The organism is Actinomadura sp. KC345, assembly GCF_004348515.1.
GTDB lineage: Bacteria > Actinomycetota > Actinomycetes > Streptosporangiales > Streptosporangiaceae > Spirillospora.
On sequence record NZ_SMKH01000052.1, the window covers coordinates 1 to 24,665 of the forward strand.

Genomic DNA, 24,665 nt, shown 5'->3' on the forward strand with positions numbered 1-24,665 from the left:
CGATACCCCCCACCGACCAGGTACGCTTTCCCGGCAACGCGGGCGCGTAGCTCAGGGGTAGAGCACTCGCCTTACAAGCGAGGAGTCGGCGGTTCGAAACCGTCCGCGCCCACCCAGGTAGAGGCCATGATCCGCTGGCGCGGATCATGGCCTTTGATCTTGTGAGGGACTAACTGAGTGACTAGGGGCCCTGATCCGTTGCGTCGTCGGCGGCGAAGATGCCGTCCATGGCGGTCGCGCCCTTCTCCATCACCGGCCGGATCTGAAGGCGGTAGACGGTCTCGGTGACGGCCGTGCTGCGGTGCCCGACCAGGCGTGAGATGTCCTCGATGGGGATGCCGTGGTCGGACAGGACGGAGACGAAGCTGTGCCGCATCTCCCGGGGAGCCCACTCGGCGCCGACCAGGCCCGCCTTGTCGAGCACCTTGCGGAAGTCGCGTCGGACGTTGGCGGCCGACATCGGGAGGCCAGAACGGGTGCAGAAGACCAAGCCGGGCTCGGACGGGGTGTCGCCGGCGTTGTCGTCCTGGTGCTCCTGGAGACGCTGAAGCGCGTCGACGCAGATACGTGGCAGCTTCAGGGTCCGGCGGGACTTCCTGGTCTTGGTGTCGCCCTTCTTGCGGACGGACCGCCAGACGTACATCGCATATGCGTCGTGTTTCCAGCCCGCCTCATGGACCGGAGTCCACCGGGGGGCCTTTTCGACGTAGGTGACGACGTGGTCCCAGGCCAGTGCGCGCAGTTCCTCCGTCCGGGCGCCGGTGGCCAGAGAAAGGGCGATGTAGGCACCGATTCGCGGTTCGGCTTTTCTGGCCGCGTCGAGCACCGCTTTGGCTTGCGCGAGGGTCAGGGCCTTGGACGGACGTCCTTCGCGGCCTTCGGGGACGTCGCATAGATCGACGACATTGCGCCGGACCTTGTCCCGCGCCATGGCCTTGCGCACCGAGCGGCTCAGTATGGAATGGATCAGCTTGAGCGAACGGGTACTGAGTTCCTTGGACTTCGCGTTGAGCCAGATGTCCACGTCCTCGGCCGTCAGCTCCCGAAGCTTGCGTGCGCCAAGGGCCGGGATGACGTGATTTTCGGCGAACGTGCGAGTCATCTCCACGGTGCGCTCCGACCGGCCACTGAGGCCGTGCTCCAGCCAGTACTCGACCGCCTCGGCGACCGTGTACTTCGCCGGCTCCGACGGCAGCCCGTCCTCGTGGTCACGAAGCACCTTGCGGAGCGCGTCCTTAGCGGCCGTCTTGGTCTTGCCGCTGCCCTTCCGGACGATTCGCTTGCCCTGCGGGGTGTATCCGACGGTCACCGAGGCGATCCAGCGGCGTCGGCGCTGGTCCCAGTGCAGCCCGCCGTCTCCCCGAGCGCGCCGCTTCTCCTTCGGTTCCTTGCCGTCGTCGGGCTCTTCGAGAGGAGCGGTCTGGGACATTGGATCTCCTTCGAACGTCGTCACGCCGAGTGACGGGTGTTGGTGTGGGGGAGGCCGTGGCGCGGCTGCAGGTATGCAGGAAATGCAGAAGAATCAATTTCTCTGCATTCCTTGCAGGCATGTAGGGCTCCATGTGGCGGGGGGCCCTCGACGGCGGTCACCGTGCGTAGCAACTGCCGAGCTGTCGTTACGGGGCCCTGGAACCCCCTTCGAAGGCCTGTGGATGGGCCTCGAAGACAGCGGCTCGGGAGCGGCCAGGCCCGGTGGTGCGTGGTGAGGAGGGCAGACGTCGGATCCACCCATGGGCCTCGAGGACGCGCAGACCCGGCTCGGTGTCGGCGACCTTGCGGAAGCGGGGACGGAGGGACTGGACGGCGTCGCTGGCGGTGAAGCGGTGGGTTCCCGTACGGCCGATCCAATCGCGTAGCGCGCGGGCGTCGGCCAGGTCGGGATCGGCGCCGATGAGGTCGTAGGCCGCCTGAGCGTGCGCGAGGAAGTAGTCCCCGATCTGGCGTGCGCAGGCGAAGGTGTCCGAGGTGATGGGGCGGGTCCGGGTGCCGTGAGGGTGGTGGGCCAGGTGGAGGAGGCCGGCGATGCGGATGACGGCGCCGGGGAACTTGCCTCCCCAGTCGGGCATGTGGGCGAGGTCGTTGCCGGGCCGGTAGCGCGGTTCGGTTTCGCGCAGCAGCTCTTGCACGGTGCTGAGCGCCGCGTCGCTGAAGGTGAGGGTGATCGGGTCGTCGATGTCGTGCAGACGGGTGATGAGGCTGGTGAGCGTGTCGGCGTAGACCTGGGTGATCTGCGCGGGGATCAGTTCTGGGCTGGCGTCGCGGTAGCCGAGTAGCGAGGCCGGGACGGCGTACAAGAGCCGTCCGAGCAGGCCCTGGCCGCGAAACTGCGGAGTGTCCGCCAGCCCGGCCAGGACATCCGGCTGGGTGCAGATGCCCAGGGTGACGTGCGCGGATTCGATGACCTCGGACGGCCGCCCAACCCGGTCGATGCGCATTCCTTCCCCGGCGTGGCCGTGCTTGAGGACGGCGAAGTTGGGTGCGCCGCTGTAGCGGCCGGCGGCAATGGAGAAGATCTCGCCCTCGGGAGACAGGACGGCCATCCGCCCGCCTTGCTGCGCCAGCTGCGAGGTCAGGACTTCGGGTGTCGCGTCATCGGAGAACAGCCGCGGCTCGGCCGGTACCCGTAGCTCCTGGAGCCGTTCGGCGGCGATGCGCGCGTCGGCCAGGTGCTGCTCGCGGACGACGGCGTCAATGGCGTTGATGGCGGCCTTCTCGGCCTTCTCCAGGTCGGCCTCGGCGACGCGCCGCTGAATGGCGATGTCGGTGATGTAGGGCTGGGCCTGGTCGCGCAGCATCGCCTCAGCGGCCCGGATCGGGGCGGTCATCGCCGCGAATACCTCCGACTTGCGGTTGCCGGGGCCGAGCGCGATGACGGTGAACAGGTTGGTCGGTTCGCGCCAGCCGCGCGCCTGAACCCAGACCTTGCCTCCGGACGCGACCGCGAGGACGGCCAGGGCCAGGCAGCCGGACAGGTCGGCCGGTGTCTGTGTTTGCTCGGCCAGCCGGGCGGTGTATTCGGCGAGCCAGTCCGGCAGCATCGGCAGCGGGAACGCCGGCAGTTCGCGGGCGGCCTCAAGCGGCGTCGGTTCCGGCCAGCCGTGTGCGTTCGGCGCTGTGATTTCTTGGACGGCTGAGATGACGGCGCTTCGCAGGTCGCTGGTGTCGCCGTCGGCCGCTTGGTGGCCGAGTTGGGTGAGGTGGATGCCGGTCGTGGCGACGGTGCGGGCGTAGGCGAGATCGGCAAGCCGATGGGCGTAGTAGCCGGCCTGGGTGGAGGACACCGTGTCTTGGATCAGGGTGTGCAGGTAGGGGCCGCCGCCGACCTTGCTGAGGCGGCGCGGGCCGAGCTCGGCGGCGACAGCGGTCGGTTCGCATGGGTCGCCGCGGTCGGCCAGGTCGCAGATGGCCTGCCAGACCTCTCGGTGGGCGGGCCGGTAGAACTCACTGCCGTCGAGGACGTCTCGGGCGTCGGCCACGGCGCGGGTCGAGAGCATCATCGCTCCCAGCACCTGCCGTTCGGCTCCGAGGTCGTGAGGGAGCGCGCGCGACAGGCTCTGGTCCCCGTCCTCGCCGCCGTTCACGACACGAAGCGGAGGTTGAGTCATCGGACGACCGCCCTCGCGGCGGCGTGTGGTGCGGGCGAGGTTGCCCAAGCGGATCTCATTGGTCCTCCACGGCGAAGACGAGGCCGCCCGCGAGTGGTGAGCGGGACGGGACGGATGTGACTTGGCGGGCCGAGAGAGACCCGGCCCACCGCGGGGTGATGGCCGGGTTCTGCTCTCGGGACAGGCTGGCGTAGGTCTCTTGGCAGGGCCCCGTGACACGGTTGCGGCCGTGGGCGGGGGCTGGGGGAGGGAGTTACAGGTCAGAGGCGGTGTGACGCCGTGACACGGCACGTGTGACACGGGCGTGACGCGGGTGCGTGACAGGCGCGTGACAAGATCATTCGTGCGGCGGCCGCGCCCCCACGCGCAGCCGCACACGCGGGGTTCATGCCGCCTGCCCGAGGTCGTCACGGTCCAGCGGTGCCAGGTCGGTGACGGTGTAGGTCGTGCTGCTGCCGGACTTGGCGGCTGTCAGGACGCCGCGGGCGGTGAGGTCCTTGAGGACCTTGTAGATCCAGCCGCGGCCGTTGCCGGTGCGGTTGCGCACTGCGGTCAGCTCGGCGTCGGAGGCGGTGAAGGACGTCCGTCCGGTCTGCCGGCGGTGACGAAGCCAGTCGTGCACCAGGCGGCGGGCGGCGGCCGGGGTCATCGGCTCACCGTCGTCGTTATCGGTGACGAGGCCCTCGGCCTCGGCGTCGGTCGGCTCCTGGATCCGGTCGTCGGCGCCGGCGGTGACGGTCGGCTCGGGGTCATCGGTGCGCAGCGCGGCCGCCACCGGGTCACCGCTCTCCCGGAGCCGGGCGGCCGCCTGGACACTGTCGCTGGCGGTCACCAGGACTGTGCGGGCCTCGCCGTCGTCGCTGGCGGGGCCGATGACGCCCTTGCGCTCCAGCGCCTCCAGGAGGCGAAGGGAGTCGTCCCGGGACACGCGGAGCTTGCGCTGCAGCATCTGCGGTGACGCGTGCTGGACGGCGATGACCAGCTCGGCCGCGTCGCCGAGCAACTCGGCGAAGTCGGCCGCGAACGCCTCCCGCTCGTCCTCCTGGACGCCGTCCTGAACCGGGACGCTCATGGCCGGAGGCGGCGCCGCGGAGGCGGTGGCCGAGGTAGTGGCTTGGACGCGGCTCAGCGCGGCGGTGAAGTGGTCGATGTCCTTGGCGGTGGCCGGGTGGGCGGCGGCGTGTGCGGCCATGGCTGCGTTGGCTTCGGCGCTGCCCGAGCCCCAGGAGTAGGTGCGCAGCGGCATGGCGTAGTGCGTGGGCCGGATGCTCTTGCCGTCCAGGTAGGCCATGCCGGGGTAGTGGTCTTCCCACTCGTGCGGTTCGACGTCGGCCTTGCGCTGCCGCGTGGAGACGCCGTACTTGACGTCGTCGGGGTCGGAGAGGCCGAAGCACATCTTGGCCATCTGGGAGCGGATTAGGGTGGGGATCTGGGTGTAGTCGGCGCGCTGCAGCGACAGGATCACCGAGCCGCCAGCCGAGCGGATCTCCTTGAGGATCTCGGCCAGGCGCTCCTCGTCCTCACCGGCCAGCTCGTTGAACAGCTTGGGGATCTCCTCGATGTGCAGGTACCAGTAGGTCAGCCCGCAGCCGGGCTCCCATGCCTGGTAGCCGCGGGCGGCCAGCCACTTGGTGCGCTCAGGGATCGCGGCGTGCATCGCCCGGATCAGGTCGACGGCGCCGGCCTTGCCGGTCTCGAACCGGTGCAGCCCCTGCTTGAGGGGGCCCATGGTCTGGTCGTCCTTGGACACGTCGATGGAGAACACGGCGGCGTCGGTGCGGGTGATGATCTCGGCGACGATGTTCCACGCGCCGCCGATCGACTTGCCGGACCCGGTCATGCCCATGATCTGCAGGTGGTGCCCGACGAACCGGTACTCGACGTCGTCGCCGTCCTGGTACAGCCCGATCCGCAGCGGCTCGTCCACCGAGCCGCCTGGACGCGACGGGCCGGGCCAGGCGACGGGGTGGCGAATCGCGCGGGGGTCGGACACGGTGACGTGCGCTCGGTCGGCGCGGTCGTCGTCGCGGGCCACGATCACCGAGCCGGGCGGAAGCTGCATGCCCGATTCGATCCGGCCGGTGGCCTTGACCGCGTCGTCAGCGGTCTTCTCCCCGGGCGGGAGCTGCATCTGGCCCTTGACCTTGTGGTCGGTGACCTCGGTCGCCCGCACCCGCGCGCCCTTGAGCCCGGCCTGCTCCTTGGCCCGCTCGAACAGGCTGCCCAGCGCGTCCCCGTCCCCGGCCCCGTCGCCCTGGACGCGGATCACCGTCCGGATGTTCCAGCTCAACGCGAGGGTCGCGCCACCGAAGAACAGCCCGCCGAGCGTGGCGTCGGCGGTGACGCCGGTGATGGTGGCGACGGTGAACCAGCCGGTCGCGGCCCCGGTTGTGACGGTGCTGTGGATCCGCCCGAGCGGTCGGCGTCGATGGGTGGCCAGCCAGGTCAACGCGGTCAGTAGCGTAGAGCCCAGCGTGCAACCCGCCGCCGCCCATGTCACCGCCGGAGGGGCACCCCACATCGCATGCGAGATCGCGGCGCCGGCGGCCTCCAGGCCCAGCACCGCCCACGGCGGCACCAGCACACCGATCTTGGAGACCGCGGACACGGCGATGCGTTCCATCGTGGCGTCCTGCACCAGCTGCAGGTTCTGGGTCTTGCGTGCCATCAAAGATCAACCTCGCCCTTGTACTCGCTCTTCTTGGTGGCGCGTGGATCGTCGGACAGGAATTCGTTGCGGAACTGGATGTTGAACTTGACCGCCTCGGCGCTGATCCCCTGGACCAGCTCCCGGGCATCGCGCAGATGCCGCGACACCCACCAGGCCCGCACCGCCACGTCCACACCGGCCAGCAGCGGGTGCCCTTTGAGCTGGCGCATGGCGGCGTCGGCGGCCGCCTCGGCGGCGTCCAGCTCACGTGCCAAGTCGTGCGCGAACCGCTGGGTGGCCTTGGCGTAGGCGGCGACCTGCTTGGGCACCTTGCCGCCGAACTCGATCCCGGCGATCTCGTCGAGCCGCTGCTCTCCCGAACCCATCTGCGTTGTCCTCCTGCTCTGTGGTCGGACTCCACCGGGCCGCGGGCGGCTCGCCTGGTGGGGAGCCGCCCGCGGCGTCGGCTAGGACGGCGTGAAGTGCTTGCGGTAGGAGCGGTGGAACTGGTCGGCGCTGTCACCGACCGAGGCAGCCAGGTCCTGGGCGCGCTTGAGGCGCTTGGCGACCCGCCGGGCCCGAATCTTGGAGTCCATGCCGAACAGCAGCAGGTGCCCCTTCATCGAGCCCATCGCGGCCTCGGAGTCGACCGCCGCGATCTCCAGCTCGGTCCGCCACCGGTCGGCCAGGGCCTCCAGTTCGGTGCCGTACTTCTTGAACGCCTCACCCAGGGAGCCGCGAAACTCAATCCGGGCCAGCTCGTTGATGTTGCTCACCGCCACACCTCCTGTTCCTCGTGGTCGTCGACGACCTCGGCATCGACGGCGCCGGCGTGCCCGGCGCGGTACTCATCGGCGACGATCCGTCCAGCCCTATGCAGCCGCGGCGCAAGCGGGGCCGTCCCCAGCAGCGCGGTCACGAGCGCGTCCACCGCCGTAGCCAGCAGCGCCAGGACCGCCAGCAGCCCGCGTACCACCGGGCCGAGGCGCTCCCAGGCGGACCGGCCGGGCGGCGCCTGGACTCGGAAATGCTGCGACAGGCCAGCGCCGCCAACGGTGCTGTGCGCGCCGGTCACCGCCGCCTCCAGGCAAGAGGGTGGGCGTGCCGGACGGTCCACCAGGCGGTCAGCGCAGCCACCATGCAGGCGGCGTTGCCGTACATCGCCGTCCAGATGGTGAGTGCCGTCCACACCGCGCCGAACACGACCAGGAACACCAGCACCGCCCCGGCCGGCGACCGCCGTGACCTGGCCCGGGTGCTCACCGGCCCACCTCCTGCGACCGGCCCCGGACACCGACGTAGACGCACAAGGCCACGTAGGCGGCCGCCAGAACCGCCACCAACAGCACGACCCGGCCCAGACCATCCAGGCCGGGGACGATCGCGACCAGCGCGATGAGGGCCAGGACGGCGCCGATCAGCACCCGGGGCAGCATGTTCTGTGGCCGCGCGGCCCGGCGGGTGGTGCCGGTGGCGCGGTGCTCTTCCACCTCGGCCAGCACGGCCAGCACCTCGGAGGCGCGCTCGCCGAGGTGTTCGGCGGCCAGGGCGCGCAGCCGGTTCAGGTAGACCGCGCGCTTGCCGGGCGCGGACGTGTGCGCCAGCACCGTCCACAGCCGCAGCTCGGCGGTGTGCTCGCAACCGAGCGGCGTGGTGCAGTCCGGCCAGGTGATCGTGCCGATGACCGCGCGTTCGGTCGCGGCGACCTGACGCAGCAGCGCAGCCTGACTGGTCAGCGACTCGGCCATCGACCGCCCGCCGGCGTCGTCCTCGCGCCCCCACGCAGCGGTGTGCAGCTCGGCCAGCCGTTCGGTGAGGTTGGCGGCCAAGTCCAGAAGCGCCACGCTTTCGTCGCGGCCCTCGGCGACGTACAGGTGATCGAACGTCTCGTTCAGCGTGGTCGACCACTCGGCGTACCGGCGCCGCGCCGACCTGCGCTCCAGCCGCGCCTGCAGCACGGCCGGGATAGGGGTGGAAACCATGGGGGAGACCTCCTCAAAGGCCATCAGGAAAGATCCGAAGTCGGCCGGGCCGGTCCGGTCAGGGACCGGCCCCGCGCTTGTTGCTGGTCAGCGGGCGGGCGTGCGGAACTCGCCGTCCCGGGAGCACCGCCAGACGTCCTGGCTCCGGCCGGTGCCGCCCTCGCGGCCGCCGTAGGTCACGTTCTGCGCGCTACCGCAGCTCGGGCAGCACGCCTTGGCGCTCACTTCTTGCCGCCCTTGGCCAGCTCGGGGTAGCCGCGGCCCTTCTTGCCCCACATCGAGGACGTGGGCGCCTGCGCGGTCCCTCCGCTGCTGGACTTGCTCTGATCGGGCATACTTGGACCTGCCTCTCTTGAGGTGGGCCCCGCCGTTGTCCTTGCCAGGTCTCTTGGCGGGGCCCTTATCACTGGTCGCGGACCGGATTGCCCGCGACGTGGGGCGGCCGGACGTCAACTGGCGGCCCTGCTCACCTGGGTGGCGATGGACAAGCCCTCGGCTACCACCTGCTTGGGCACGGCACCGGGTGTGGGCTGCAGCCCGATCTCCTCCAGGTGCCCGGCGATGTAGGCGGCCGGGGCCGGCTCTGCGTGCGCCGCTGCGGCGACGGTCGCGCGGGCGTGCGTGAGCAGCTCGACGTAGGCCACGTGCAACTCGGTGTACGCCTGCCCGGTGGCCCGGACGTCGGCCGCCAGCGACTCCAGGTGCGTGCGCAGTGCCGTCTCCTGGTCGCGTCGCGCGGCCAGCTCGGCGTGCGCCTCGGCCAGGTCCCGGCGGGCCTGGTTGAGCTGACGCCGCACGTCCAGCTCGTACGGTGTCCCGGCCGCGTGCTCGGTGCGGGCGATCGTCATCACCGCTCGCCTCCCACCACGCTCAGCCCGGCCCGAGCCGACGCGGGCGGCGGCTCATCTCGCTCGGGCAGCGACTCCACGACGGCGCGCTCGAGGTCGGCCAGCCGCTGGCCGTACAGCTCCTTGATCCGCTTGGCGCGTCCGAAGCCCACACCGAGAGCGCCCTGCACCTGGCGGATCGACGCGTCCTCAGGCACCTCGCCGCGGTCGATAGCGGCCACCAGCCGCTCGCAGTGCTGCTCATCGGCCAGCGGACGCGGCGCGGGCTTGGCGCTCTCGGGTACCCGGACGCCCTTGTTCGGACGCTGCTTGCGTGGCGCTGCCGACTCCCGCTCTCCCGGCCGGTCACCACCGGTTCGCGTTCCCGCCTCACCGTCCAGGCCGGATCCCTGTCCCGCCTCGGGACGGGCGTTGACCGGCAGCATCTGCCGCTGCCCACCAGGGACAGGCGGCACAGCCGCCGAGTCAGCGGCTACGCCCTTGCGAGCGCGCTCCTGGCCCGCGTCTCCGACGCTGCCGGAAGCACTCTCGGAAGCGTCGATGCTGTCCGCGGTCCCAGGCTCGCGCAGTTTCAGGTCGGTCAGCCGCGGCACCGCCTGACCGTCCCGGTCGTGCCAGGGATCGGCCTCGGCGATCGACTGGTCGATGGCGCCGATCATGTGCGCCGTCACCGCCGCGCCGACCGGGCCGAGCGCGTGCGCGAACATCGAGCTGGCGATCGCCCAGCCTGACACGTGCGAGGCGTCGCCAGCGGGCACCGCCGCCACCAGGTTCAGCACGATCGAGGTGGCCAGGCAGCCGAAGCCGACCTTCTCGGCCTGCCTCGACAGCCGCCCGCCGGACGCAGCCAGCCGCGCACGGCACACGATGATCCAGCACACCGCGCCGATCAGCAGGGCCTCCAGGCCCCAGAGCGTCCACCACACCGGACTGTCGGGCGCCACGCCCATCAGCCGCGCGGCGCCCTGCTGAACCCCGGTCGTCGACCAGACACCGAACCCGATCAGCACCGGCACCAGCACCCGCAGATTCCGCGTGCGCAGCCACTCAAGACGCAGCGCCCGCGCCTCCCCGGACCGCGCCATCAGCGACCGGATCCGCGTCCGCTCACCGGCCGCGCGGAACTCCCGGTACATCCGGGCCAGCTCCGCCTCGGCCCGCACATCGGCCTCACGCTCGGCACGCGCCAGCTCCGCCAGCCGCGACTTGGCGTTTACCTCCGCCCGCGCCCGGCCATGTCCGGCCTCGGCACGCGCCCGCTCCAGCTCGTCCGCCCGCCGGGCGTCCGCCAGCTCCCGCCGGCGCCGCAGCTCTTGGGCCAGTTCCTCCGGGCTGACCGGCTCATCGCCGGTCGGCCGCGGTCTCTTGAGCATCGTCATCGCGCACGCCCTTCCTCGAGGACGTCCAGGACCGGCCCCACCACGCGGTTCAGTTCCACGACCAGGCCCTCGACGGCCCGTCGGGCCCGCTCCTCCACACCATCACCTGGCCCCTGCGGAGCCGCCGGCAGCCCGCCGACCGGAACCGAGAAGGTCAGCGCGAGGCTGGCCTGCATGAACGGATGCCTGGTCACGTCCCGCTCGGTGGGGTCCACGAACACGTAGCCGTCACCGCGCAGCTCGGTCGGCCAGTCCCGCCAGCAGCGGCCCTGCCGCCACTCGACCGAGTCGGCCAGGGACGCCGGCCACGGAGCGACCAGGCTCACGGCCGCGATCAGCGACCCGTCCCAGTGGCTGCGCTGCAACTGGGCGCTGAGCACCCGCGAGTGGAGGCGGATGTACCCGGGCGCCATCACCGGCCCGGTCGCCGTTCGCCAGGCCGCCGAGGCGAACTCGACCAGCCGGGACGACGGCTCGGCGAACGTCCCGTCCCAGCACTCGGCGAACGAGCCGTTCAGCCGATCCCGGACGTAGGAGCCGTACCGGGAGACGCCGTCACTGGCCTGCGCCCGGTCGTAGTCCTCATCGACCCAGAACGGGGCCGCCGAGGTGTCAGAATGAAGGTTCATCGGGTTGGACCTCCCAAGGTCCGATCAAGGCCCTCGTCAGGCGGTTGCGTCGCCATGACGAGGGCCGCTCTACGTTCCGAGGCTGATGAGCCGGGGCTGCAGACACGCGCTCATGCCGCGCGAGGCGCCACCACGAGCCATCAACGGGCCTCGCTCTCCAGCAGCGCGATGTACTCGGCGATCGCCGAACCCGGGATCCGCCGCGACCGGCCCTCCCGAACCGACCGCAGCCGACCCGACCGGATCAGCTCGTAGATCACCGACCGCGACAGTGAGAGCAGCTCCATCGCCTCACTGACCCGGTACAACCGCGCTGGCGACGCCGTCTCGGCAGCGCCCGAAGTCGTCATGGTCATCGGGTTGGACCTCCCTTCTCGGCCTCGCCGCACGACGACGAAGACCCACGTGTCCGTAGGCGTCCATGAGGACACCTAGACGTCTAGAGGAGTACGTCCAGACGGTGACACAACTCGTCTAGACGAGTCAAGCGCTACCGCGCGGGAAGTTCGTACGAGAGCACGTAGGCGTCGCTGGACATCACCGTGTCGCAGACCTCTACAGCCCGCTCTGCCTGGTCATATGCTGTCCGCACCAGGTGGAATACCGGGACTCCGGGCGCCAGCTTCAGCGCCCGAGCCTCGTCCCGCAGGGGCATGCGCGCCCGGATCTCCTCACTGAAGTGATCCAGCCGGTGGCCGAGTTCCTCTAGGCGGGCGTAGATCCCTCCGGGCCCGGTGTTGGGCTCCATAATCTGCGAACCGCGAGCGATCGACGCCGGGATGTACGACGTAGCCGTCTCGACCGGATGACCGTTGAGCAGATACCGCCGCGCCCGCACCACGACCAGCTCCTCTCCAGTTACCCCAAGCTTCGCGGCCACATCGGGCGACGGCTTGTCTTCCGTGATCTGGATGGAGTCCACCGAGGGCTTAACTCCGGCGCCTTCGGCCTCGGCGATGAACGCGGCTTTGCCTTCCTCCCGGTGATGCCGCGCGAAGCGATCAGACGCCAGCCGTCGCACCGGTGGCCGCGACCGCACAAAGACACCCTTGCCGTGCTCGGCGACAGTCAGCCCCTCACTCTGCAGAATCTGCAGAGCATGCCGAACCGTCATCCGGGCAACGTCGTAGTGCCCAATGAGCTGGCTCTCGGACGGCAGCTTCTCACCAGGGGACAGCTCTCGGCTGTCGATCGCTTCCCGAAGATGGTCCGCAATCTGCTTGAAGACCGGCCGGTCGCTCGTCGGATCCAGTTCCGGCAACCGCAGATCGCCCACGCCCGGCCAACTCCTCAACTCGTACGTACGTGTACTAGCGTGGAGTCTAGTAGCCGGACCTGCTCAGAGGAGCCTGCGCAATGCCCGACAGTCGCCACTCCGTCAGCGTGGCGGGGGTCGTCGTCGACGACCAGGGCCGCGCCCTCCTCATCCAGCGGCGAGATAATGGCCGCTGGGAGGCCCCCGGCGGTGTCCTGGAGCAAGACGAAGACATCATCACTGGCCTCCGCCGCGAGGTCCGCGAGGAAACCGGCCTCGAAGTCAGCCCCATCGCCCTCACCGGCGTCTACAAAAATATGCCTCGCGGCATAGTCGCCCTGGTCTTTCGCTGCAAGGCCGAGGCCGGCACGCTCCGCGAGACAGACGAAAGCACTGCCTTCCGCTGGGTAACCGTCGAAGAGGTAGCCGACCTAGCCAACGAAGCTTTCGCCATCCGAGTCCAAGACGCCCTGGCCACCCCCTCAACTGTCCCAATCCGCCAACACGATGGCACCCATATCCTCGGCCGCACGAGCGGCGAAATGGACCGATAGACAGCCTGTGGTCGTCACATCGCACTTCTTGGCTTAATCCTTTCATCGCGAGTACGCGGAAGGGGTAATACGGTTTCCGGTGACTATACCGGCAAGCACGGTGCGATCCTTGATCGCTCCCTCTGGCCGATGATTGGTGATCCAAGCAATCTCATCGATCCTGCGTGTGCCGTCAGTCGAGGTTTTCGGGGTGAGGTCGAGTATGAGGAGTTGACCGAATGGGGCATTGGTGTTGGTATATTGAGCGGCCTGAGTCAGATACTTCTCCTCGATGTGGCTGCGGGAGTTGTTGTCGGGATCCTGTTTCATCTCAGTGAGATAGTGAAGCGTGCCGAAATGAACCATGACGTCGGCACGTCCCATCTCGACGTCTATCGGTTCACAAAGGGCAATTCCGTTGAGAGGACCGGCAAGTAGCCAATGATGGAAGTCGCGCTGAAGATCAGCTTCTACTGCAGTACGCTGACCCTTTTCGGGTTTGCGACGGTAGTCGTAGGGTGGGTCGTCTTTTTTCCCAGGGCCAAAGAGGCTGGTACGCGTCAGGTCGGAGCGGCTTTTTAAGAAAAGTAGGGTCTGCTCAACCAACGCGCCGAAGGTATGACGTACATCGCCCGTAAAGTCTGGATGCTCGGACAAGTTCCGCATGAAGCGGTCAAGTAGAGGAACAATCAGCGGGTCGCTGGCTTTTAGACGGGCGATATCGCTGTTATAGGCGATACCTTCGATATCGGCAAGGGCTGAGTCGTCTAGTTCATTGGCGACGCGGAGGGCACGTCTGAGGCCGAGTAGCAGGACGAGTGTGGGCGCGATGCGGTGCAGGCGTTGGGCCGCTGGCCCAGTTTCGTCGTCATCAGCTAACTCTTGGACCGACTGCTCGCCGTCCCGGGGCTCGCGAGCCGAAATCTTGGTGAGAACAGTAATTGCCGTTTCCGTATCGAAAGAAAAGTTGGGGTGCTGGTCGGGGTGGGAAGCGGCGTACCTCAAGGCCGCGAGGAAGGTGCCCTCTCGAATAAGGTGGTCTTCGATCGCGGGTTCTACTAGGGCCGCGAGGCCAGGCGCCTCTTGGGGGATGCCCAGGGGCGATACTGTGCGGGCGCTCCTGTACGCGGCCATCACAGTGTCTAGAGCACTCCAAGGCTCCATCCACACGGGAGCGTCCAATGCCTCTGTAGCGGCGCGGAGTTGCAGAACAAGGCGACCCCATGCGATTTCGGCAGAATACCGCGGCTGAAGCCATTGAGCCCGGTGTGACCGGTGGAGCCATGCGGCTCTATGCTCTAGAGCGAGCTCGATTTGGTGCGCTGATTCCGCAACTTGAACGACGTTTCGTTTGGTGAGACCGAGGATGGCGTCACAAACAGCGACATACGCTTCGGCGTCTTGTCGGGCCTCGCCAGCGTCAGCTGCGGCAGCGAACAGGCGCCGAGCTTCAGTCAACTGAACGACAATCTCAGACACCTCGGGGGAAGCAAGTGCAGAACGCAACCGATCGCAGCCTAGCTCGAATAGGGCGTCAATGTCTGTCGCCTCTTCTTGGGAAAGCTGCTCCAGAAGGCTTCGGATTGTTGCCGTGATGGAGGCCTCTTCAAGAGACCATCGATCCAGAGTAACCCCCAAAATTCGAGGAAGGCTCTCCAGGAAATCCTCTGGCTCATCCGGACGGAGACTCTCCAATATGCCCCAAAGTCGATAAGGGCTGACAGCTCCGGATACTGCAAGTCGCACGGCACCTTCTAAGCGCGCAGCCGCTAGCAGGGGAAGGTCTGTGATGGCCTGAGTAAGTCCTTCAAGAAGAACTCCGTTCAGGGCGTTGCCCAGCTTTTGTGTGGTGGCCGCGCTCGTAAGTAATGTCTCCAAGGCCGAGGTTAGGGCGAGGAGGCTGCGCTGATTAGCGAATCCGGGTGCGAAGCTTTGTACGACATCCTGCCACTCTCCGCCATCGGTGAGAGCATCGACTACTGCCTCAGCTAGGAGGGGGGCGAAAGGCCCGGCAGCAACCTCGGCAACTTGGTCACGTACTACCTCTTGCGGGAGCTTCACCGTGCCGAAAGTGATGGGCTCCCCAGTCTCGGCGAGACTACTCAGTCTCTCCGCGAGCTGTGCCATGCCCATTCCTTCCCATGAGTTTCTACCACAGCGGCTTACCATCGGGCGCCTCGATAATGTTCCCCATGTCTAGCACATCGTGGGCCAACTCGAAGTCTCGGGTGGTTATTACCACTTGCAAATGCTTCTCTTTGGCGAGATTGCCGAGCTCATTTAGCAACCTGCGGATATCGAGATCCTGGACTTCTTCGGCTTTGGGGCTGTCGATGAGGAGGAGGCCTGGGTGCGTTGAGACGAGGTGAGCTGCTCCTACCCGAAGTAGAGCGATTACAACGGCGATTCGTAGCCTTAGGCGCTCACCGGCGCTTTGTTCGCCGAACGGCTTAGTGTTGCCGCCGCCCTTGGTAACATCAAGGTGAGCTGCACGATTGATCTTCACCGACTCCAATGAATCGATGCCGAAACGTCGACCGAGTTCCGCGATCTCTTTGTTGAGCGCATCGAATAGGGCGCGCGAAGCAGATTCATGGTCTGCTACAAGAATTTTAACGCCAGCAGTGAGGACTTTGATGGCCTTGGTCTCTTCTGGGGCGTCGATGAGCGGAGGGAGCTCAGGAAAGACGCTGAGCGCGCCTTCAAGTCGCAGCACGTCTTCGCGGGCTTTTGCCCTGGCTGGCGCGTTTTCAGCAGCTTCAGCATTGCGTAGTTGACGTTGGGTTTCTGTCAGTCTTTCTGAAAGGGTTGCTAGTTGTGTTTCTGCGACCTCCAATTCTCCTTTAGCCTCCTTCTCGGCGGCGGTGCTTGCTTCGAGGCGTTGTTGGGCCTCTGCGATGACTTCTTCTGGAGAATCATCATCACCAGTCACCGGCCGTGAGCACACTGCGCAGGCGTGCGTCTCGGACTCGCGTTGGCGCCGCTCCGCCTCGATAGCTTGATCGCACCGCGGGCACGTTCGAGGGTCGAGGCCATGAAAGAGACGCCGGGCAGTGGCATCTTCTGTTACGTCGTTAACGACTTTGGTATCACGTTGCCTTTGCGTCCGTGCTCGGCGGTACGTCCGCATGAGCTCGTCCCATGTCTCCTCGCTGTCTGCCACTTGGCGAGCCAAGGCAACAGTTTCGGCAGCTAGATCCGCCAAGGATTCCTGCCCACCGGCCTGTTGTGCTGTGAGAGCTTCGAGGCGTTCTCGAGCCTCGCGAAGGCTATCCTCAATGTCTCGACGTTCGTTGTCGCGCTGTTGTCGGGCAATTTTATCGGCGTTGTGTCGGGCTCTTCGTTTGGCTACTAGTACGTCAGCTGCGGCTTTCACCTGAGTTAACGCGGCGGCTGAAGGCAAGTCGAGAAATACCTGTAGGAGCCGACCAGGGAGACCGCTCATCAGGACGTCGCCGAGTAGAGCCTTGTCCCTTCCTGCAGGAAGGTAGATTGTTCCGAAGTAGACTGGCCATCCGTGCGTCTGTGTGCTCGTTTGCTTAAAGCTACTGACCAGCGGATGTAGGTCGAGCCGGTCCATCATTAGTGCTTGGACCTGTTCGTCGTAGCTGTCGCTACTGGACGCACGCATGACTGCTGCGATGCCCCGGGAAGTGTCCGCCTCCCGTACCCCCGATAGGGAACCGACGTCTGGTGCAGACAAGACGACTGCGGAGGCGATCTGTTCTTCTTCCAGATTGAGCCGAAAGCCGATGGCCTGGCCGGCGACCTCGGCGTCCAGGTCAACTTCCCCCAACCAGTGGCGCCCTCCGATGGGGCTACGCGGAGATCCGCGCAGACACCAAGTCACCAACTCTAGAACGCTGGTCTTACCCCGGAGATTCGCTGCGACGAGTGCGGTCAACCCCTCATCGAACTCTAGAGTGGTATCGAAGCGGCCTGGGTATACGTTTCCAGTGCGGTTCCCAGCCAGTCGGAGGCGACGCAGTCTGACTGTTCTCGAGCGAGCTGGTGGAGTCGCAAGGGGAATGCCGAAGCTGGCAAAGACCTCACGTACATCCTCGACGGAGTGCCTGGCCTTAGCCGCGATACGAGTCTCCAACGGAGTGTTATTATCGGGCATACTCTTCTCTACCCTCCTCCTTGGTCGCCAACGCGGCCCGCAGATGGTCGAGTCGGTCTCGTGCTCGGCTTGCAACTGAGCCGATTCGGTCTCCTCTTGGAGTTTCTGCATATTCGGCCTGCAGGTATTGCCGCCTTTTTAGCTCGCTTCCGCCTAGACCGTCGGCCAATGCTACGACGAGGCGTGCCCGGTTCACGTAGTAAGTAAATGCAGGCGCCTCTTCGATTATCTCGCGAGCGACACGCCTGCCAGCGGGCAAAAGATAATAATTGTGCTGTCTGACTCGGTTGACCGTACCCCGACGTCTTCGCACAAGTAGTCCGGCGCTACGGAGTACGGCCAAGGCATCATCGAGCCATTCGTAGGCACCAAAATGGTGTCGAAGCATTGGGTAGCGACGTACCTCAGGCTCCTCTGAATCCAAGATACTCGAAGCAAGGTTTAATAGGGGTTTCTCGTTGCTCTGTTCGTACTCGTTGAGTAGTTCGTTGGCAAGATAATCAGGATTCCTTAGCCAGAAATCCAGCTTCTGTAATCTCACCTGGGTCCGGACCACCCCTACGCCTTCGATTAGTGCGGGATCGGCACGCTCGGCGGTACTGATGTCCTCGCAGGCGTTGTCGATGAGCAGCAGGAGCCGGACCGCATCTTGTTCCCGAGTCGTGACTGGATCTTCGCGCTCCCCTTGCGCAAGTTCCTCATGGTCCACCCAGCAATGCTAGCGCTGTGTAGTCATCCTGTGTACCTGCATAGGGGTGTCCGAAGTTGGACGCGGGGGTGTTGTGGGGCCTTCCAGGACTCAGGGCACATCCAGTGTGGTGTGCGTTGCTTGACTCCAAACGAAGTGTTCGGAGAGTCAGGCGATCGAGGCTGTCACGAACGTGTGGCCTGGGAAGCTTACGGGCTGTTACCTACTAGTGGTCTGGCGACTGGGGCGCTCAGTACCAGAGGCCAGGACGATAGCCCGGCACGTGTCGACGGCTCCGACCGAAGTTGGTGCCAGGTGATCCTCGCTCGTAATCGATAGGTCGACGGTTCTCTTTTGGTGAGCAGTCTCCACCTCGTTGGCCCTTCTCGATCATTTGCGATGGGCCTTCTGCGGGGCTACTTCGTAGCAAGGGGGGCCCACGGACCCGTCGCCGGCTGGGCGCTGCGGTGCCTTGACAGCAGGACCTCGCTACGCTCCACCTTGTGGGTGGCTTTGGGCGGCTCGTGGTGTACCGATGGAAGGTCGTCCTGCATGCGAGGTGGCGTGGCGTGAGCGTCTAGCTGAGTGACAGTCGTGGCGGACGCCGGTGGACGTTGGCGAGCTGTGGGGTACGGCTGAGCAGGGCGGGGAGTTGCGTAGGGCCCGGGTGAGCTTGGCTTACAAGCGAGGAGTCGGCGGTTCGAAACCGTCCGCGCCCACCTGCGCGAAGACCCCCTGTTCCGAGCATGGAAACAGGGGGTCGTGCCATTAGCGTGCCATGAGCCCACGAGACATAGGTCGGGGGCCTCGGCGTTGTCGCCGAGACCCCCGCAGGTCGATGGCTGGCCGCCCCTGACGGGTCGTGCAGCAGTGTAACCAGCGCCGAGACCTCTGGCCGATGATGAAACCGATGAGCATGGAGCCGGCGCTACTGACGCTGAGCACAGCAGCGTCGGTCAGTGGGGTCGCCGCCAACAGCAGCAGTCCGAAGGCCGCGACGTAGTTCTTGATACCCAGTTCGAGGCTGATCGTCATCAGGTCGCGGAGCCGTTTCAGTTCGGGTGACGCGCTGCCACCACGCCCGCCTATTCCTCCGAGGACTGCGCAGATCACGATGGCTTTGAAGAACACGCCTGCATGATCCGCGCCGGCGAGGTGAAGCCACCAGAACGTGGGCATGCCGAACAGGAGGGCTGCAAGGATGCCGCCGAAGACGGTGGCGTGGACGTTGGCCTGCTGGATCTTTCTCACGGGTCTCTCCTTTGTGAATCCGCCCGTACCGTTGTGCGGGTCGTTGTGACGTACCGTCCGAGGTCTCGGCAGTGGAGCAAGGTTTGCCGTCCGTAGGCGGGTGTCGCGCGGCGATGACGAACGCGCGTCGGCGGTTCGAAACCGTCCGCGCCCACCCAGGTAGAGGCCATGATCCGCGGTCGCGGATCATGGCCTTTGATCTTGTGCTGGCCGCGGGTGGGTCATTCGGTGGGGTGGTGGCAGGCGACCCAGTGGCCGGGGCCGATCGGGCGCATGAGGGGTTCCTCGGACGCGCAGCGGGCGTCGGCCCTGGGGCAGCGGGTGCGGAAACGGCAGCCGCTGGGGGGCGCCGCCGGTGAGGGAGGCTCCCCGGTCCCGGTCTCCTCGTCCGGGGTGAGCCGAAGCGGGCCGCGCGGGACGGACGCCAGGAGTGCGCGGGTGTAGGGATGGGCCGGACGCTCGACGAGGTCCGCGCCCGCCGCCAGCTCGCAGGTCTTGCCGAGGTACATGACCAGGACGCGGTCGCTGACGTTCTTGATCACCGCGAGGTCGTGCGCGATGAACACGAGGGTGAGCCCGTAGCGGGCCTTGAGGTCTTCGAGCAGGTTGAGGATCTGCGCCTGCACCGAGACGTCGAGGGCGGACACGGGCTCGTCGCAGATGATCACTTCGGGTTCGAGGGCCAGGGCGCGGGCGATGCTGATGCGCTGGCACTGGCCGCCGGAGAACTCGTGCGGGCGCCGCCCGGCGGAGGTGGCGGGGTCGAGGCCCACCGCCTCCAGCGCCTCGTCGATCCGGGACGCGTCGCCGTTCAGGCTGCCCCAGACCCGGGGGCCTTCGGCGACGATGTCGCGGACGCGGCGCCGGGGGTTCAGGGAGGAGATCGGGTCCTGAAAGATCATCTGGAGCCGTTGCCGGGTCCGGCGCAACGCCTCGCCGCGCAGGTCGGTGAGCTCCAGCCCGGTCAGCCGCACCGATCCGGAGGCCGGGCGCGGCAGCTGCATGACCGCCCGAGCGGCGGAGGACTTGCCGCAGCCCGATTCGCCGACGATTCCGAGCGTCTCGCCCTTGGCCACGTCGAAGCTCACGCCCGACACGGCGTGCACGGTGCGGCGCCCGGACGGGTACGTGACCGTGAGGTCCTGGACGCGCAGGATCTCGTCCGTGCCCCGCAGGTGCGCGGTTCCGCTACCCGCCATGGCGCGCGCTCCTTTCCGCGGCCGCGGGCCGCATGTCGGTTCCGTCCGCCGGATACCAGCAGGCGTGGGAACGGTCGTCGTCGCCGGTGAGCAGCGGGGGTTCGTCGGTTCGGCAGCGGTCCCGGGCGAACGGGCAGCGCGGGTGGAACCGGCAGCCGGCCGGCGGGGCGGCGAGGTCGGGCGGGCGGCCGTCGATGACCGCGAGCCTGGTGTGGCTCGGGGCCGTGAGGTCGGGGGCGGCGCGCAGGAGCGCCTCGGTGTAGCGCATGCGGGGGGCGGTGAAGACGGCCTCGGCGGGGCCGTGTTCGACGATCTTGCCCGCGTACATGACGATCACCTCGTCGGCGTGTTCGGCGACCACGGTGAGGTCGTGGCTGACCAGGACCATCGCCATGTCGCGTTCGTCGCTCTGCCGGTGCAGCAGTCGCATGATCTGCTTCTGGACGGTGACGTCGAGCGCGGTGGTGGGCTCGTCGGCGAAAAGCACCTCGGGGTCGCATGACAGGGCCATCGCGATCGTGATCCGCTGGCGCATGCCGCCGGAGAGCTGGTGCGGGTAGCCGCGCAGGACGCGGCGCGGCTCGGGGATGCCGACGGAGGCGAGCAGCTTCTCGGCGGCGTCGCGTGCCTGCTTGCGGCTCATTCCCCGGTGGACGCGGAGCGGCTCGGCCACCTGGGTGCCGATGGTGCGGACGGGGTTGAGGGCGGTCATGGGGTCCTGGAAGACGGTGGCCATGCGGGTGCCGAGGACGTCGCGCATGGCGTCGGGTCCGGCGTCGGTGAGGTCCCGGTCGCCGAGGTACACCCGGCCGGAGCGGTCGGCGGCGTCCGGGAGGAGCCCGAGGACGGAGCGGATGAGCACCGACTTGCCGCTGCCGGACTCGCCGACGATGGCGAGTGTGCGTCCGCGTTCGAGGGTGAACGACACCCCGTCGACGGCTCGGAGCGTCCCGCGGGGGGTGGGGAACGCGGTGTGCAGGCCGGCCACGTCGAGCAGTGGCGCCGGGCCGTCCCGCCGGGTGGCGGGCGCGGTGGACGGCGGGGCCGCCCGGCGCCTGCCGCGCGGGGGTTCCAGGCCGCTCTCCCGGTAGCCGGTGAGTTCCTGGAGCCGGTCGCCGACGAGGTTGAACGCCAGCACGGTCAGGAACATCACGGCGGACGGCACCAGGACGATGTGCGTGGCCGTGTCCAGCGTGCTGCGGCCATCGTTGATCATGCCGCCCCAGGTGGGCGTCGGCGGGCGCACCGACAGGCCGAGGAACGCCAGGCTGCCCTCGGCGATCACGATGACGGCCATCACGGTGAAGGCGTAGGACAGGGCGGGCAGGACGACGTTCGGTGCGATCTCCCGCCACATCACGGTGGCGCCGCGGGCACCCAGCGCACGCGCGGCGGTGACGAACTCGCGCCGGGCGAAGGAGAGCGTCACGCCGCGGACCAGCCTGACCCAGGCGGGCACCCCGAGCAGCCCGAGCACGATCAGGACGTTGCGGACGCTGGGTCCGGCGAAGGCCACCACCGCGAGGGCGAGGACCAGCGCGGGGAAGGCGAGCAGGATGTCGTTGCCCGTCATGATGATCCGGTCGACCAGGCCGCGGCGGTAACCGGCGAGGAGGCCGAGCGGGCCGCCGATGAGCAGGCCGAGGACGACGGCGCCGACGCCGACGCCGAGCGACACGCGGGCGCCGTGGACGACGCGGCTGAGCATGTCGCGGCCGAGCCCGTCGGTGCCGAGCGGATGGTCCGGGCTGGGCGCGGCCCGGGGATCGCCGCTGAGCGTGGCGTCGTGGTCCGGAAGGGGCAGCACGTCGGCGAGGAGCGCCGCGGCGACCACGAGGACGATCCACAGGGCGGCGAGCCGGAAGCCCCAGCCGAGCCGCTTCGCCCGGCGGCCGGGCCCGGCCGCCTCGCCCGGGGCGGTCTCAGGAGGCATGGCGGATCCTCGGGTCGAGAACTCCGTAGAGAAGGTCGATGCCGAAGTTGACCAGGACGTAGCCGACCGCGACGACGAGCACCCCGCCCTGGACGACCAGGTAGTCGCGGGACAGGATCGAGTCGACGATGAGCCGGCCGACGCCGGGCAGGCCGAACAGGGTCTCGATGATGACCGCTCCTCCGATCAGTGCTCCCAGGTTGAGCCCGACCACGGTGACCAGTGAGATCGCCGACGGGCGCAGGGCGTGCCGCCACAGGACGCGCCGGGGTGACAGGCCCCGGGCGCGGGCCAGCGTGATGTAGTCCTCGCGGAGGGTCGCGATCAGGTCGGAGCGCAGGAGCCGGGCGTAGACGGCGAGTTGCGCGGCGGCGAGCGTCACCGCCGGGAGCAGCATCGACCGCAGGTTCCCGGCGGGGTCCACGCCGAAGGGCGTGTACCCGGTGGCCGGGAGCAGCGGCCACCGCACCGCGAAGATCATGATCAGGACGACGCCGGACACGAACACGGGGGTGGACAGCAGCCCGAAGCTCACGGTGGTGAGCGTCCGGTCGAGGAGGCCGCCGGCCCGGCGTGCCGCGGCCACCCCGGCGGGCACCGCGAGGCCCAGGGAGACGACCTGGGACAGGAGCAGCAGTTCGAGCGTGACCGGCAGCCGCTGCGCCAGGGACTCGGTCACGGGGGTGCTGGTGATGTAGGAGGTGCCGAGGTCACCGGTGACCACTCCGCCCAGCCACGCGAGGTAGCGGCGCCAGAACGGCTCGTCCAGGCCGAGGTCCTGCCGTACCGCCGCCAGGGCGGCCTGGTCCCCGGAGTAGCCCAGGATCTGGGTGGCGGGGTCGCCCGGCAGAAGTGTGATCATCCAGAAGGCGAGCAGGGTCACGACGAGCAGGACGAACAGCAGTTGCGCGCCCCGCCGCAGCAGGATGGCGGCCATGGGCGCTCACCCGCCGATCCAGATCTGGCCGAACGGGTGCGTCGGCGAGCCGATGAGCGGCTTTGCGGTCGATCCGTCCGGCAGCTTGTACTGGGCCAGGCCGTTCACGTTGGACTTGGTGACCACCGCGCTGGTGGAGAGGTGGTCGATCCAGATGAACGGCAGTTCCGCGCGGAGGCGCTTCTGCACGGTCGCGTACGCCTTCTTGCGCGCGGCCTCGTCGGAACTCGCGCGGCCGGCGTCCAGGGCGGCGCTCAGCTGCTCGTCCCTGATCCGGCTCATGTTGATGGAGACGGAGCCGACCGGCTGGACGAACCTGGAGTGCAGCCAGGTGTAGGCGTCGTCGGGGTCGGGCCGGTTGAACTGCTCCCAGACCATCGCGCCGTAGTTCCCCATGAGGGCGCGCTGGATGAGATCGGCCTGGTCGGCCTGGCGGACGGTGACGTCCATGCCGGCCTTCTTCCACATGTCCTGGACGAGTTCGGCGTTCTGCATCGCCGACTGGTCGGGGACGCTCAGCAGTTCGATCCGGACCGGCCCCTCCTCCCGCTCGTACTCGGTGATCAGCGCCTTGGCCTTGTTCGGGTCGAACGCGGGGTAGCCGCCCGGGACGTACCACTTCGAGTCCGGTGACCAGGGGCCGTCGGCGGGCTCGGTCAGGTCGGAGCGCAGCGTCTTGATGATCGCGTCGCGGTCGGTGGCGTGGGCCATCGCCTGCCGGACCCGCAGGTCCTTCGTCGGGCCGGCGGCGGTGTTGAGCATGAAGGCCAGCTCGGGGACCGACATGCCGGCGGCCCTGTACAGCTTGTACGTGCCCTGCTCGGCGAGCTTCCCGAACTTGACGATGTCGTTGTCGCGCTGGGTGGCCATGGCGGTGAGCCCGCCCGACTCCAGGGTCTGCGCCCGGGTCTGGAAGTCCGGCAGGATCCGGAACTCGACGCGGTCGAGGTAGGGCAGTCCTTCGCGCCAGTACTCCGGGTTCCTCTTCACGATGAAGCGGTTGTCGGGGGTGTAGCTCTGGAACATGAACGGCCCGGTGCCGACGGGCTGCCGGCTCGCCTTGTCGGAGTCGGTGAGCGACAGCTGCGGGACGATCATGCCGATCTGGGTGGCCAGCGTGTAGGGAAGGCTCACCCAGGGGCTGACGAGATCGATCTGGACGGTCCTGGCGTCGACGACCTTGATGTCGCGGACCGGTGCGAGGACCGCCGCCGTCAGCGGTGAGGCCTTCTGCGCGTCCAGGTTGGCCTTGACGATCTCGGCGTTGACGGGCTGCTGGTTGGAGAACGTGACGCCCTCGCGCAGCTTGATCGTCCACCGGGCGGCGTCCTCGCTCGGCTCGACGGACTCGGCCAGCAGCGGGCGCCACCGCCCGGTGGCGTCGACGGTGGTGAGCGTCTCGATGACGGTGCCGGCCATCGCGTAGGTCTGCGGGGCGAACGAGTCGGTGATCGGGTTGAAGCCGTCGGCGTCCGCGCCGAGGCCGTAGACGAGGTTTCCGCCCCGTACGGGCGTTCCCTCCGGACCGGAGCCGGTGCCGGACGTTCCGGTGCCCGAGCACGCCGCCGTCAGCGCGGCGCACGTGGTGAGAGCCAGTGCGGCGGCGGCGACCCGCCGCCGGTGCCGCTGTGTCGTCACAAGTCCCACGACAAC

23 protein-coding genes and 1 tRNA gene are annotated in these 24,665 nt (G+C 67.9%); 2 read left to right on the forward strand and 22 right to left on the reverse strand.

The window, feature by feature from the left end; translation table 11 throughout:
* The first annotated feature begins 40 nt into the window (after positions 1 to 40).
* Positions 41 to 112: transfer RNA gene (locus E1281_RS11640), tRNA-Val, on the forward strand.
* Positions 113 to 181: 69 nt separating this feature from the next.
* Here the strand turns inward: E1281_RS11640 and E1281_RS11645 are convergent.
* From E1281_RS11645 to E1281_RS11705, 14 genes are all read right to left on the reverse strand, one after another.
* Positions 182 to 1,429 carry a site-specific integrase gene (locus tag E1281_RS11645; RefSeq protein WP_131877308.1) on the reverse strand — a complete coding sequence of 416 codons (1,248 nt, stop codon included), beginning with the start codon at positions 1,427 to 1,429 and terminating at the stop codon, positions 182 to 184.
* Positions 1,430 to 1,616: 187 nt separating this feature from the next.
* Positions 1,617 to 3,581, reverse strand: a complete 1,965-nt coding sequence (locus E1281_RS11650; RefSeq protein WP_165958872.1) for a DUF3987 domain-containing protein — start codon at positions 3,579 to 3,581, stop codon at positions 1,617 to 1,619.
* 409 nt (positions 3,582 to 3,990) lie between these two features.
* On the reverse strand, positions 3,991 to 6,273 hold the full coding sequence (locus E1281_RS11655; protein ID WP_131877310.1) for a DNA translocase FtsK: 2,283 nt from the start codon (positions 6,271 to 6,273) through the stop codon (positions 3,991 to 3,993).
* Positions 6,273 to 6,641: a hypothetical protein gene (locus E1281_RS11660; RefSeq protein WP_131877311.1), complete on the reverse strand. Its 369-nt coding sequence runs from the start codon at positions 6,639 to 6,641 to the stop codon at positions 6,273 to 6,275. The genes E1281_RS11655 and E1281_RS11660 overlap by 1 nt, the downstream gene beginning before the upstream one ends.
* An 81-nt stretch (positions 6,642 to 6,722) precedes the next feature.
* On the reverse strand, positions 6,723 to 7,031 hold the full coding sequence (locus tag E1281_RS11665; RefSeq protein WP_131877312.1) for a hypothetical protein: 309 nt from the start codon (positions 7,029 to 7,031) through the stop codon (positions 6,723 to 6,725).
* Entirely contained in the window at positions 7,028 to 7,330 is a 303-nt protein-coding gene (locus E1281_RS11670) for a hypothetical protein (protein WP_131877313.1), read from the reverse strand. The genes E1281_RS11665 and E1281_RS11670 overlap by 4 nt, the downstream gene beginning before the upstream one ends.
* The gene (locus tag E1281_RS11675; protein WP_131877314.1) at positions 7,327 to 7,518 is read right to left on the reverse strand and encodes a hypothetical protein; all 192 of its coding nucleotides are present in this window, start codon (positions 7,516 to 7,518) and stop codon (positions 7,327 to 7,329) included. Before E1281_RS11675 ends, E1281_RS11670 begins: the two co-directional genes overlap by 4 nt.
* Positions 7,515 to 8,237: a hypothetical protein gene (locus E1281_RS11680; protein ID WP_131877315.1), complete on the reverse strand. Its 723-nt coding sequence runs from the start codon at positions 8,235 to 8,237 to the stop codon at positions 7,515 to 7,517. Before E1281_RS11680 ends, E1281_RS11675 begins: the two co-directional genes overlap by 4 nt.
* An 87-nt stretch (positions 8,238 to 8,324) precedes the next feature.
* Positions 8,325 to 8,462, reverse strand: a complete 138-nt coding sequence (locus E1281_RS40170) for a hypothetical protein (RefSeq protein ID WP_165958873.1) — start codon at positions 8,460 to 8,462, stop codon at positions 8,325 to 8,327.
* A gap of 224 nt (positions 8,463 to 8,686) precedes the next feature.
* Positions 8,687 to 9,085: a hypothetical protein gene (locus tag E1281_RS11685; RefSeq protein ID WP_131877316.1), complete on the reverse strand. Its 399-nt coding sequence runs from the start codon at positions 9,083 to 9,085 to the stop codon at positions 8,687 to 8,689.
* Complete coding sequence (locus tag E1281_RS11690) at positions 9,085 to 10,464, reverse strand: hypothetical protein (protein ID WP_131877317.1); 1,380 nt, start codon at positions 10,462 to 10,464, stop codon at positions 9,085 to 9,087. Before E1281_RS11690 ends, E1281_RS11685 begins: the two co-directional genes overlap by 1 nt.
* Positions 10,461 to 11,093: a hypothetical protein gene (locus E1281_RS11695; RefSeq protein WP_131877318.1), complete on the reverse strand. Its 633-nt coding sequence runs from the start codon at positions 11,091 to 11,093 to the stop codon at positions 10,461 to 10,463. Before E1281_RS11695 ends, E1281_RS11690 begins: the two co-directional genes overlap by 4 nt.
* Before the next feature lie 140 nt (positions 11,094 to 11,233).
* Positions 11,234 to 11,449 (reverse strand): helix-turn-helix domain-containing protein, encoded by a 216-nt coding sequence (locus tag E1281_RS11700; RefSeq protein ID WP_243716860.1) that lies wholly within the window; start codon positions 11,447 to 11,449, stop codon positions 11,234 to 11,236.
* 134 nt (positions 11,450 to 11,583) lie between these two features.
* On the reverse strand, positions 11,584 to 12,369 hold the full coding sequence (locus tag E1281_RS11705; protein WP_131877319.1) for a GntR family transcriptional regulator: 786 nt from the start codon (positions 12,367 to 12,369) through the stop codon (positions 11,584 to 11,586).
* Between the two features lie 80 nt (positions 12,370 to 12,449).
* Between E1281_RS11705 and E1281_RS11710 the strand changes: the two genes are divergently transcribed.
* Entirely contained in the window at positions 12,450 to 12,902 is a 453-nt protein-coding gene (locus E1281_RS11710) for an NUDIX hydrolase (protein WP_131877320.1), read from the forward strand.
* Between the two features lie 42 nt (positions 12,903 to 12,944).
* On the opposite strand, the gene E1281_RS11715 is transcribed toward E1281_RS11710, so the two are convergent.
* From E1281_RS11715 to E1281_RS11750, 8 genes are all read right to left on the reverse strand, one after another.
* Positions 12,945 to 15,008, reverse strand: coding sequence for a hypothetical protein (locus E1281_RS11715; protein ID WP_131877321.1), 2,064 nt, complete (start codon positions 15,006 to 15,008; stop codon positions 12,945 to 12,947).
* Positions 15,009 to 15,030: 22 nt separating this feature from the next.
* Positions 15,031 to 16,677 carry a hypothetical protein gene (locus E1281_RS11720; RefSeq protein ID WP_131877322.1) on the reverse strand — a complete coding sequence of 549 codons (1,647 nt, stop codon included), beginning with the start codon at positions 16,675 to 16,677 and terminating at the stop codon, positions 15,031 to 15,033.
* Between the two features lie 316 nt (positions 16,678 to 16,993).
* A complete protein-coding gene (locus E1281_RS11725; protein WP_131877323.1) occupies positions 16,994 to 17,713 on the reverse strand; it encodes a hypothetical protein in 720 nt (239 codons plus the stop codon).
* A 747-nt stretch (positions 17,714 to 18,460) separates the two neighbouring features.
* Positions 18,461 to 18,943 carry a hypothetical protein gene (locus tag E1281_RS11730; RefSeq protein WP_131877324.1) on the reverse strand — a complete coding sequence of 161 codons (483 nt, stop codon included), beginning with the start codon at positions 18,941 to 18,943 and terminating at the stop codon, positions 18,461 to 18,463.
* 221 nt (positions 18,944 to 19,164) lie between these two features.
* Positions 19,165 to 20,142: an ABC transporter ATP-binding protein gene (locus E1281_RS11735; RefSeq protein WP_131877325.1), complete on the reverse strand. Its 978-nt coding sequence runs from the start codon at positions 20,140 to 20,142 to the stop codon at positions 19,165 to 19,167.
* On the reverse strand, positions 20,132 to 22,075 hold the full coding sequence (locus E1281_RS41820) for a dipeptide/oligopeptide/nickel ABC transporter permease/ATP-binding protein (protein ID WP_131877326.1): 1,944 nt from the start codon (positions 22,073 to 22,075) through the stop codon (positions 20,132 to 20,134). The genes E1281_RS11735 and E1281_RS41820 overlap by 11 nt, the downstream gene beginning before the upstream one ends.
* Positions 22,065 to 23,012, reverse strand: coding sequence for an ABC transporter permease (locus E1281_RS11745; RefSeq protein WP_131877327.1), 948 nt, complete (start codon positions 23,010 to 23,012; stop codon positions 22,065 to 22,067). The genes E1281_RS41820 and E1281_RS11745 overlap by 11 nt, the downstream gene beginning before the upstream one ends.
* A 6-nt stretch (positions 23,013 to 23,018) precedes the next feature.
* The gene (locus tag E1281_RS11750) at positions 23,019 to 24,659 is read right to left on the reverse strand and encodes an ABC transporter substrate-binding protein (RefSeq protein WP_131877328.1); all 1,641 of its coding nucleotides are present in this window, start codon (positions 24,657 to 24,659) and stop codon (positions 23,019 to 23,021) included.
* Between the last annotated feature and the right edge of the window lie 6 nt (positions 24,660 to 24,665).

What these genes read in the sequence shown, in the direction of transcription:
- E1281_RS11690 (WP_131877317.1), bottom strand. Translation starts at nt 10,464, where the DNA reads ATGACGATGCTCAAGAGACCGCGGCCGACCGGCGATGAGCCGGTCAGC.
- E1281_RS41820 (WP_131877326.1), bottom strand. Translation starts at nt 22,075, where the DNA reads ATGCCTCCTGAGACCGCCCCGGGCGAGGCGGCCGGGCCCGGCCGCCGG.
- E1281_RS11645 (WP_131877308.1), bottom strand. Translation starts at nt 1,429, where the DNA reads ATGTCCCAGACCGCTCCTCTCGAAGAGCCCGACGACGGCAAGGAACCG.
- E1281_RS11695 (WP_131877318.1), bottom strand. Translation starts at nt 11,093, where the DNA reads ATGAACCTTCATTCTGACACCTCGGCGGCCCCGTTCTGGGTCGATGAG.
- E1281_RS11660 (WP_131877311.1), bottom strand. Translation starts at nt 6,641, where the DNA reads ATGGGTTCGGGAGAGCAGCGGCTCGACGAGATCGCCGGGATCGAGTTC.
- E1281_RS11655 (WP_131877310.1), bottom strand. Translation starts at nt 6,273, where the DNA reads ATGGCACGCAAGACCCAGAACCTGCAGCTGGTGCAGGACGCCACGATG.
- E1281_RS11735 (WP_131877325.1), bottom strand. Translation starts at nt 20,142, where the DNA reads ATGGCGGGTAGCGGAACCGCGCACCTGCGGGGCACGGACGAGATCCTG.
- E1281_RS11685 (WP_131877316.1), bottom strand. Translation starts at nt 9,085, where the DNA reads ATGACGATCGCCCGCACCGAGCACGCGGCCGGGACACCGTACGAGCTG.
- E1281_RS11710 (WP_131877320.1), top strand. Translation starts at nt 12,450, where the DNA reads ATGCCCGACAGTCGCCACTCCGTCAGCGTGGCGGGGGTCGTCGTCGAC.
- E1281_RS11680 (WP_131877315.1), bottom strand. Translation starts at nt 8,237, where the DNA reads ATGGTTTCCACCCCTATCCCGGCCGTGCTGCAGGCGCGGCTGGAGCGC.
- E1281_RS11745 (WP_131877327.1), bottom strand. Translation starts at nt 23,012, where the DNA reads ATGGCCGCCATCCTGCTGCGGCGGGGCGCGCAACTGCTGTTCGTCCTG.
- E1281_RS11700 (WP_243716860.1), bottom strand. Translation starts at nt 11,449, where the DNA reads ATGACCATGACGACTTCGGGCGCTGCCGAGACGGCGTCGCCAGCGCGG.
- E1281_RS11715 (WP_131877321.1), bottom strand. Translation starts at nt 15,008, where the DNA reads ATGGCACAGCTCGCGGAGAGACTGAGTAGTCTCGCCGAGACTGGGGAG.